At 46.5% G+C, this 10,000-nt stretch carries 8 protein-coding genes and 1 tRNA gene; 6 read left to right on the top strand and 3 right to left on the bottom strand.

The features are described 5' to 3' along the window. The 3 genes from LDL18_RS05350 to LDL18_RS05340 form a co-directional block, all read left to right on the top strand. Window positions 1–1,144, top strand: a 1,144-nt coding sequence (locus LDL18_RS05350) for an acyl-CoA dehydrogenase family protein (protein ID WP_296507530.1), incomplete at its 5' end; no start/stop codon positions are given. Window positions 1,145–1,207: 63 nt separating this feature from the next. Continuing rightward, window positions 1,208–2,083, top strand: a complete 876-nt coding sequence (locus LDL18_RS05345) for a MaoC family dehydratase N-terminal domain-containing protein (protein WP_296507529.1) — start codon at window positions 1,208–1,210, stop codon at window positions 2,081–2,083. After that, window positions 2,076–2,888 carry a CoA ester lyase gene (locus LDL18_RS05340; protein ID WP_296507524.1) on the top strand — a complete coding sequence of 271 codons (813 nt, stop codon included), beginning with the start codon at window positions 2,076–2,078 and terminating at the stop codon, window positions 2,886–2,888. Before LDL18_RS05345 ends, LDL18_RS05340 begins: the two co-directional genes overlap by 8 nt. Window positions 2,889–3,045: 157 nt before the next feature. On the opposite strand, the gene LDL18_RS05335 is transcribed toward LDL18_RS05340, so the two are convergent. From LDL18_RS05335 to LDL18_RS05325, 3 genes are all read right to left on the bottom strand, one after another. After that, on the bottom strand, window positions 3,046–4,050 hold the full coding sequence (locus tag LDL18_RS05335) for a hypothetical protein (RefSeq protein WP_296507521.1): 1,005 nt from the start codon (window positions 4,048–4,050) through the stop codon (window positions 3,046–3,048). A 142-nt stretch (window positions 4,051–4,192) separates the two neighbouring features. Then, window positions 4,193–4,285: transfer RNA gene (locus tag LDL18_RS05330), tRNA-Ser, on the bottom strand. A 308-nt stretch (window positions 4,286–4,593) separates the two neighbouring features. Then, on the bottom strand, window positions 4,594–6,681 hold the full coding sequence (locus LDL18_RS05325; protein WP_296507519.1) for a S9 family peptidase: 2,088 nt from the start codon (window positions 6,679–6,681) through the stop codon (window positions 4,594–4,596). 124 nt (window positions 6,682–6,805) lie between these two features. Here LDL18_RS05325 and LDL18_RS05320 point away from each other — a divergent pair, with 124 nt between their 5' ends. From LDL18_RS05320 to LDL18_RS05310, 3 genes are all read left to right on the top strand, one after another. Then, complete coding sequence (locus LDL18_RS05320) at window positions 6,806–8,605, top strand: aminopeptidase P family protein (protein WP_296507517.1); 1,800 nt, start codon at window positions 6,806–6,808, stop codon at window positions 8,603–8,605. A gap of 133 nt (window positions 8,606–8,738) precedes the next feature. Then, window positions 8,739–9,077 (top strand): P-II family nitrogen regulator, encoded by a 339-nt coding sequence (locus LDL18_RS05315; protein WP_011240397.1) that lies wholly within the window; start codon window positions 8,739–8,741, stop codon window positions 9,075–9,077. A gap of 93 nt (window positions 9,078–9,170) precedes the next feature. Then, window positions 9,171–10,000, top strand: an 830-nt coding sequence (locus LDL18_RS05310; RefSeq protein WP_296507513.1) for a glutamine synthetase beta-grasp domain-containing protein, incomplete at its 3' end; no start/stop codon positions are given.

Below are 10,000 nucleotides of genomic sequence, written 5' to 3'. Positions count from 1 at the left end.
TTACGCTGATATTCGGGATGAAGTCCGCAAATTATGCGCTGAATTCCCCGGCGAATATTGGCGGAAGCTGGATCGGGAAAGTGCTTATCCCACCGAATTTGTAAAAACACTAAGTGATGCGGGCTATTTGGCTGCTCTGATTCCTGAAGAATTTGGTGGATCTGGCCTACCGCTTTCTGCTGGGGCAGCCATTCTTGAAGAGATTCAGCATTGCGGCGGCAATGCCGGTGCTTGCCATGCTCAGATGTATATTATGGGCGCATTGTTACGCCACGGTAATGACGAGCAGAAGCAAAAATATCTGCCGAAGATTGCTTCTGGCGAATTACGCCTTCAGGCTTTCGGGGTCACCGAACCCACTAGCGGAACTGATACGACTTCACTCAAGACTTTTGCCGAGAAAAAAGGCGATAAATATATTGTGAATGGTCAGAAAATCTGGACATCCAGAGCTGAACATTCCGATTTGATGCTTCTTTTGGCGCGGACAACACCGAAAGATCAAGTCGAGAAAAAAACGGATGGTTTGTCGGTCTTTTTGGTCGATATGCGTAAAGCCTTAGCCGATGGTGGTATGACCATTCGTCCTATTCGGGCAATGATGAATCATTCCACGACCGAAGTTTTCTTTGATAATATGGAAATTCCGGCCGAAAATCTGGTCGGCGAAGAAGGTAAGGGTTTCCGTTATATTCTGTCAGGTATGAATGCCGAACGCGTTCTTATTGCTTCGGAATGTATCGGTGATGCCAAATGGTTTATCGAAAAAGCTCGCGATTATTCCAGCGAACGGGTCGTTTTCGGTCGGCCTATCGGTGCCAATCAGGGCATCCAATTCCCGATTGCTCGTGCCTATGCGCAAATGCGGGCTGCCGAATTGATGGTTTACCATGCGGCTCATCTTTTTGAACAGGGCGAGCGGGCAGGTGCCGAAGCCAATATGGCGAAAATGCTGGCGGCTGAAGCCTCATGGGCAGCGGCGGAAGCCTGCGTTCAGACCTTGGGTGGCTTTGCCTTTGCCGAAGAGTATGATGTCGAACGGAAATTCCGCGAAACCCGACTCTATCAGGTTGCCCCGATCTCAACGAATTTAATTTTGGCTTTCCTTGGTCAGCATGTTCTTGGGATGCCGCGTTCTTACTAAAATTTTTCTTTTCCCGATAGGATAGCTGGAGAGGTGACTCTCCGGCTTTTTGCAGGAGGCTTTATGAATAGCACCTCTTCATCAGAGACTGAGTTGGATGTCGAGTTTTTGCGGGGATGGATAGGCCGTGAAATGAAGGCGGAAGATATCATTTCCGAAGAATTGGCCAAACGCTATATTGCGGTTCTTGACTTGCCCCCATCCGCCTTGAATAAAGGCGCGATTGCTCCACAGCTTATTCACTTCTGTCTAGCTCCGGCTGTTGTTTCGGGAAAAGAATTGGGGCACGACGGCCATCCTTCAAAAGGCGGATTTTTACCTCCTGTTCCTTTGCCTCGTCGAATGTGGGCAGGGGGCGATATCCATTTTCTTTCGCCTTTGCATATCGGGGAAAAACTTTGCCGTCATAGCCGTATTGTGGATGTCGTGCCGAAAAAAGGTCGCAGTGGTCTTCTTTGCTTTGTAACCGTCGAGCATGAAATGAAAGTAGAAGGTGAGGTCAGGATACGGGAAAGGCAGGATATCGTATATCGGGAAGCCGCAACCAAGCCTACCCCGCAGCCTGCAACGCCTTTGCCTACTGTCGGGCGGGGTGAGCATAGTCAGGATATTATACCGACTACGCCTTTGCTGTTTCGCTATTCGGCCATTACCTTCAACAGCCATCGTATTCACTATGACCGGAATTATGCGGTTAATGAAGAACATTATCCCGCCTTGGTCGTCCATGGTCCTTTACAGGCTTCGCTGCTGATTCATTTCGCAGCCAAAATCAAGAAAGCCCAGCCCAAGCAGTTTCTCTTCCAAAGCCGGTCACCTTTATTTGATAATGCTGATTTTTCTTTGAATGCCCAAGAAAATGAAAAAGGTCTGTCTTTGTGGACTTGCAAGGATGGCGGCGCTATCGCCATGAAGGCGGAGGCGGTATTTGATGACTAATTTTTCTTGTATTGCGCCGATTTTTGTGCCGGCTTCTCGGCCTGAACGCTTTTCAAAAGCGGCCGCAAGCGGTGCCGATGCTGTTATTATCGACCTTGAAGATGCCGTTGCCGAAAAAGATAAAGAGCAAGCAAGAGCTTCTCTTGATACCGCTTTTACGGATTTACCCGTTTTTGTCAGAATCAATGGTGCAGATACCGCTTGGCATCAGGCTGATATAGAGGCCATTTCCGCTTTGCCGGATCTGGCAGGCGTTATTTTCCCGAAAGCCGAAATCGGCGCAGCTTTGGCTTCTTTGGCCGATCGGTTGAATGACAAGGTGGCTCTAATTGCCTTGATCGAAACAGCGCAAGGCTTGGCTGATGCCCGCCAATTGGCGCAAATAGCTTCAGTCAAAAGACTGGCTTTCGGGTCTATTGATTTCTGTGCCGATATGGGCTGTTCACATAGCCGCGAAGTCTTGTTATCCGCCCGTAGTGAATTGGTTCTAGCTTCCCGATTGGGAAAAAAAATTGCACCTTTGGATGGCGTGACCGCGACCATTGATGATCCAGCACCGATTGAGGCAGATGCCCGCTATGCGCGTAGCCTTGGTTTTGGTGGAAAATTATGTATTCATCCTCGTCAGGTTACGCCGATTTTTAAAGGATTCCGACCAGACGATAGTGAAATTGCGTGGGCAGATCGCGTTTTGTCTGCGGGGGAAGGCGCTCAACGGGTTGATGGCGCAATGGTTGATGAGCCGGTACGGATTCGTGCCCGTGCCATTTTGGCTCGTGCTGAAAAAATGAAGGCAACACAATAATAACATTGCGCAATAGCTAAGGAATTATGCCTCGTCTTTGATGATAGAAAGTGCCTAGCTGAAATGGCATTTTCCATCAAAAAATAGTTTGAGCCTTCAGAAGAAGGCTCAAACTGGCAACTGGCAACTGGCAACTGGCAACTGGCGAGGACAAATCTTAGCGAGAAATCACCTGACTATTTTCACTGGTGATTTGCGGCGTATTGCCTGAAAAATCGACAGAAAGCACAAAAGAGGCCTTACCGTGGGAAGCCGCTTTTCTTTCTGGGCTTTGGGCATCAAATTCTAATGTTCCCATGGATTGGCAAATCATATTTGTTTGATTGCATTGATGGGTAACCGTATCCGTTAATAATCGATAAGAACGGATCGGCCATCTTGTCAGATAATTCCGTTTTTGAGCGATAATTTGATTCAAAGATTGGGATTTTCCGAAAAAATCAACGACCGGTTTATAATGCGCCATCATCCAAGGAATGGCTTGTTCCGGTGATTGTTCAGCGATCTGGTAATATTCTGACAAGAAATTAGTCGCCTGTGCGTCGAGATCGTTATCTTTAGACGCTGTTTCTTTCGGTTGCGGTTGAGGAAAACTGATTGTCGGTTTTTCTGATCGATCGACGGATTCTGTCGTTGGGATATAATCAGGCCGTTTGGTTGGAACGGTGTTATTTTTGAGATCAGATTCCAGTTTCAACAATAGAGGGTCTGTCAGGGAATAGCCTAAAACTTTTTGCTGTTTTGCATCATAGGAGCAGTAAAGCGTTATATGGGAAAATCCGCCAAAAGCATTTGCCAGTTTGGCACGGGTGCTAACCAGTGTCAGGACATAAGGGGCTTCAGAATGGGTCGTCAATTTATCGAATCGCTGACCATTAACACCTTTGGCATCATCATCCCATGAAAAGTCATGGAGTTCGATTTCCCTTAAATAATCATTGGCACCATCAGCACAGGCTGCGTGTGCTTCATCACCGAATTCGGTTTCTAAGGCATGTGGATCATTTGCATGTTGTTCAAGGAAGTCTGGGTCATGCCGTGCTGATTTTTGTGCAGATTGTTCGCTATTGCGAGAGTGGTTATCCGTATCACCATTATGACAGGATGAAAGGCCGCCAATAGCAGCGAAAAGGACAACAGATGGCAGTAATGTGAGTCTCATTATGATTCGATACCGAAATATCGAAAAACTATCTATGTATTTTCAGGAAGGAATTATCCGAAATGCCGGATAAGAAAAAAGCCCGATCATGCGGGCTGTGGTTTATTCTAAAATTTTAGAATTTTATCCCAAAACGGGGAAATGGCGGAGACGGAGGGATTCGAACCCTCGGTAGGAGTTGTACCCCTACGACGGTTTAGCAAACCGTTGGTTTCAGCCACTCACCCACGTCTCCAGCGCTTCAATGATGGCTTGTGAAAAGGGGCTATAACCATCTCCTGATCTATGATCAATAACCCAATGCAAAGAAAAGCGATTTTTTTTATAAAAAATGCATTTTAAAGCAGAAAAATCAGAATTTTGGGTGTTTCTATTCCAAAATCTTGATGTGTTTTTGGTCAATCTAATGACCAAAATGTCATTTTTATAGTCTGGATGAAAACATCTCAGCCGAAGAGAGTGGTTATTTTACCCCGGAAAAGCATTTGATCGATTGATTAAAAAAACTCCGCCTCGGAGGGCGGAGTTAAAAAGTTTAATAGGTTATATATTCTTTGATGCGTGCTCATCGGCCAAATGGCTGATGATAAAACTGTAGGATTCGGCGGTTTCTTCCAATCGGGCATAGCGTCCTGATTTTCCGCCATGGCCTGCACCCATGTTAATTTTACATAACAATTCATTGTTATCGCTTTTTGTGGCTCGTAAGCGCGCTGCCCATTTGGCAGGTTCCCAATAGGTAACGCGAGGATCATTCAAGCCGCCGGTAATAAGCATCGGTGGATAGGATTGTGCCTTTACATTATCATAAGGGCTATAAGACAAGATAAGATCAAACGCCTTTTCATCGGTAATCGGATTGCCCCATTCCGGCCATTCACCCGGTGTCAAAGGCAGGCTTTCATCCATCATTGTATTCAAAACGTCAACAAAAGGCACTTCAGCGACAACAGCACCCCATAATTCTGGGTCAGTATTACTGACAACACCCATCAATTCACCGCCTGCAGACCCGCCATGAATCGCTATTTTTCCGGCTTTGGTAAAATGGTGGTCAATCAGGCCTTTAGCGACATCGCTAAAATCATGGAAACTGTTCCAGCGTTTTTCCAATTTACCGTCCAAATACCATTGATAACCGAGATCGTCACCACCGCGAATATGGGCAATGGCATAGGCAAATCCCCGATCCAGCAGGCTAAGGCGACTGGTCGAAAAATAAGGCGCTATGCTAATGCCATAAGCCCCATAGCCATAAAGCAGTAAATTGCCTTCGCCGTCTTTTTTGAAGTCTTTCCGATAGACAATGGTAACCGGCACAGAAACACCATCCCGTGCCTTTATCATCAGTCTTTCACTGCTATAGGCTTCGGGATCATAGCCTGAAGGCACTTCTTGTCTTTTTAAGAAGCGAAGCGTCTTTGAATCAGGATCATAATCATAAATGGTTGGCGGTGTGACCATCGATTCATAACGCAGACGATAATAAACCGGATCATAAGCGGGGTTATGATCAAAGCCAACGCTGTAGCTGGCTTCAGGAAACTCGATATATTCCAATTGGCCATCTGGATGACGAAGGATGATTTGATCCAAGCCTTCTTTTCTAGCGGATAAAAGGAGATGGTTGGAAAAAGCATGCAAGCCCGTCAAATATAAGAGGTCGGAACCAATGATTTCAGTCTGCCAATCTGAAGGCGTATCAAAGCTGGCACTGGCCAATCTGAAATTGACGTGATCGTCATTGGTTAGAATCCATAGTTTCCCTTGTCCGCTATCAACCGAATAAAGCCGTCCTGTTTTTCGTGGGCTGATAAGGTCAGGTGGACTGTCGATATCATCCGTTGGGATGATGTAAATCTCGCTGGTCTGATGATTACCAGATTCAAGGAAAATCCACTGTCTATCCTGACTGCGGGACAGGGAAACCCGAAAGCCATCATCATGTTCGCGGTAAATTTCGTGATCTTGGCTGCTGTCTTCCCCGATGATGTGGCGCATTGCTCGATAATTACGCCAATTATCATTGACTTCGGTATAAAGTACGGCGCGTGAATCGGATGACCAGACGATGGCACCATTGACGACTGAACTGACGGTTTCAATATCCTTGCCGCTTTCAAGGTCTCGGATTTGTAAGGTGAAACGTTCGGCGCCGTTATTGTCACATGTCCAAGCCGCCAGACGTCCGTCAGGACTGATGCTCAAAGCACCCAGTCGGAAATAATCATAGCCATCAGCCTCGGCGGCTTCATCGATCAGAATTTGCTTTTTGTCTTCTGTGTCGGCCATTAAACGGCGATACCATGCCCGATATTGACTACCTGATTGGAAAGACCACCAGTAAAAATAGTCACCATCTTGCCATGGAACAGCCTGTTCATCTTCTTGCAGGCGGTCTTTCATTTCTGAAAATAATTGGTCAGTCAAAGCCATGCGAGGCTTCATCGCTTGTTCAAAAAAAGCGTTTTCTTGTTTGAGGTAATCCAGAATGTCAGGATCATCGACCGCAGGGTAATGCGGATCTTTCAGCCAGGCATATTCATCCTGAAGCGTTTTACCGTGGAGTGTGAAACTATGCGCTCTTTTTTGGGCAACAGGAGGGCTAGGCAAAGCGGATGATTGCGACACAGAAAATCACCTTTGTTTATAATTTCTGACATTGTTAGACATATTATTACGATATGATCTGACAGTATCCGAAAGTAATGTTATTATAGCTGCATTTCATAAGAAGATAGGTCGAAGGAAGAACATGTCCAGTCACAGACAACGTTTAGGGGCATTAAGAACAGAGTTAGCCCGCGAAAATCTGAATGGTTTTTTTGTCCCTTTGACCGATGAGCATATGAGCGAATATATCGGTGCCTATGCCTGTCGACTGGAATGGTTAACCGGATTTGGCGGTTCTGCTGGTTCTGCGGTGGTTTTAGAAGGACAAGCCGCTATTTTTGTTGATGGCCGTTATACTATTCAGGTCAAAGAGCAGGTCGATCCTGAATTATGGTCATATAAATCTTTACCCGCTGATGACCCTGTTGAATGGGCAATTGCCCATTTAAAAGCAGGCGATAGAATTGGATATGATCCTTGGTTGGCCAGTCTCGGATGGGAAAAACAAGCCCGCCGCCGCCTGGAAGCCCAAAAAATTGAATTGGTGGCGCTCCCGAAAAATCCGATAGATGCTATTTGGTCTGATCGGCCTTTACCGTCTCAAGCACCAGCCTTTATTCAACCTGAAAATTTAGCGGGCAAAACTTCCGAGCAAAAACGGCATGAAGTCGCTGAATGGTTGAGTGAAAAACAGGCAGATACGCTAGTCTTAACGGCACTCGATTCAATCGCGTGGCTGTTTAATATGCGCGGCAGTGACGTAAGCTGCACGCCAGTTGCTCTAGCTTTTGCTCTTACCCATAAAAATGGTTCAGCTGATCTATTTATTGATCCGGCAAAAACGGATGATGCTTTGAAAGAAGCTATGGGGAATAGGGTTCACTTCCACGATCAGGCGGATTTTCCTGATGCCTTAAAAGCATTATCGGGAAAATCGGTCATTGTTGATCCTGAAAGAACGGTAGCCGCTATTACCGCTTTGTTGCAGGACAGCGGCGCGCATCTTTTCTATGATCGTGATCCGGTTGTTTTGATGAAGGCTATTAAAAACCGCGCCGAGATTGACGGGCATCGCCAAGCCCAACTTTGGGATGCGGTCGCTCTCGCAAAATTCTTCTATTGGTTATCCCAAACGGCACCAGATGGGCAGCTGACCGAATTATCAGCAGCTGAAAAACTGCTGTCTTTCCGTCAGGAAAGCGGTCATCTGGTTGACCTTTCTTTTGAAACGATTTCTGCTGCGGCTGCGCATAGCGCTATTCCTCATTATCGGGTGACAGAAGCCAGCAATCTGCCTTTGAAAAAAGACGAAATTTATCTGGTGGATTCCGGCGGGCAATATCCGAATGGCACGACGGATGTGACCCGTACGGTAATTATCGGCACGCCTACCGAAGAAATGAAACAGCGTTTTACGCTGGTGTTAAAAGGGCATATCGCTTTGGCAACAGCCGTCTTTCCGGCTGGCACATCGGGAGGACAATTAGACAGTTTTGCGCGCCAATATCTCTGGCGGGCAGGCGTCGATTATGCTCATGGCACGGGACATGGCGTAGGTGCCTTTTTATCCGTGCATGAAGGCCCTCAACGTATTTCGCCTTCTGGTGGCGCTTTTTCTGGCGGAAACGAGCTTCTACGGGCAGGTATGATCCTGTCTAATGAGCCGGGTTATTATAAATCAGGCGCTTTTGGTATTCGTATCGAGAATTTGTTGCTGGTTAAGCCTGTTGAGGTCACAGGGGCAGAAAAACCTTGCCTCGCCTTTGAGACATTAAACTTCACGCCAATAGACCGAAATCTGATTGATCCCTCTCTTTTGAACGAATCAGAAATAAGCTGGCTTAACCAATATCATCAGGAAGTTTGTCAAAAATTGTTACCTTTCCTGTCCATGCAGGAAGCCGAATGGCTGAAAGCCGCGACCGCGCCTTTGAGGGGATAGTGATTATATGAAAAATAGTAGAGGACGCAATCTTTTTAATAAAAAATAGGTTATATTTTATATAATCCTTGCGAGAAGTTTGGCGTAACTGTAACAACAATACGTTTGAATGCGCGGGATAGAGGAAGCGCTTGTGAAAAAAATTGAAGTCGTCATCAAGCCTTTTAAACTGGAAGACGTTAAGGCCGCTCTGACGGATGCTGGTATATCCGGTATTACCGTTACAGAGACACGTGGATACGGCCGTCAGAAAGGGCATACCGAGTTATATCGGGGCGCTGAATATGTCGTCGACTTTCTGCCCAAGGTAAAACTGGAAACAGTGGTGCCGGACGAATTGGTAGAAAATGTGGTCGAGGCTGTCACAGTGGCTGCCAGAACAGGCCGTATCGGGGACGGAAAGATTTTTATAAGCGATGTGTTAGACGCTATCCGTATTCGTACCGGAGAAAGAGGTATCGAAGCGATTTAAGCTGCACTGGTTAATTGTAAAGAACGGGCTTTTAAGCTACGCACATCTGTTTTTCGTCTCTCCCCTGTCAGGACATTAAAGGGTAATCATATTATGGCCAATTCGGCATCTGATCTGCTTAAGCTCATCAAGGAAAAAGAAATCGACTGGGTCGATCTGCGTTTCACCGACCCCAAAGGCAAATGGCAACATCTGACCATGGCAAGTACGGTTGTCGGTGAAGACGATCTGAATGATGGTTTTATGTTTGATGGTTCTTCCATTGAAGGCTGGAAAACGATCAACGAAAGCGACATGATCCTGAAACCTGATCTGGACGCTTTTTACATTGATCCTTTCTCGGCATCACCAATGCTGATTTTGATCTGCGATATTGTTGAACCGGCAACGGGCGAGTTTTACAGCCGTGATCCGCGTTCGACGGCTAAGCGTGCAGAAGCTTATGTGAAAACTTTGGGTCTGGGTGATACCGTTTACATTGGCCCTGAAGCCGAATTTTTCCTGTTTGATGATGTCCGTTTTGACAGTGGCTATAACGGCAGCTTTTATCGGGTTGATGATATCGAATTGCCGACCAACAGCGGTCGTGAATATGACAATGGTAACCTTGCGCATCGCCCAGGTGTCAAAGGCGGTTACTTCCCAGTTGCTCCGGTTGATTCCGCTGTTGATATCCGCAGCGAAATGGTCTCAACGATGTTGGAAATGGGTCTTCCCATGGACAAACATCACCATGAAGTGGCACCTGCTCAGCATGAATTAGGTTTGACCTTTGGCACGCTCACGCAGACGGCTGACCGTATGCAGGTCTATAAATATGTCGTGCATCAGATTGCACAGGCCTATGGCAAAACCGCAACCTTTATGCCAAAGCCGATTTCCGGTGATAACGGTTCTGGCATGCATACCCATATTTCTATCTG

Source organism: Zymomonas sp. (assembly GCF_020216885.1).
Lineage (GTDB): Bacteria > Pseudomonadota > Alphaproteobacteria > Sphingomonadales > Sphingomonadaceae > Zymomonas.
This window is presented reverse-complemented; position numbering and strand designations above follow the sequence as displayed.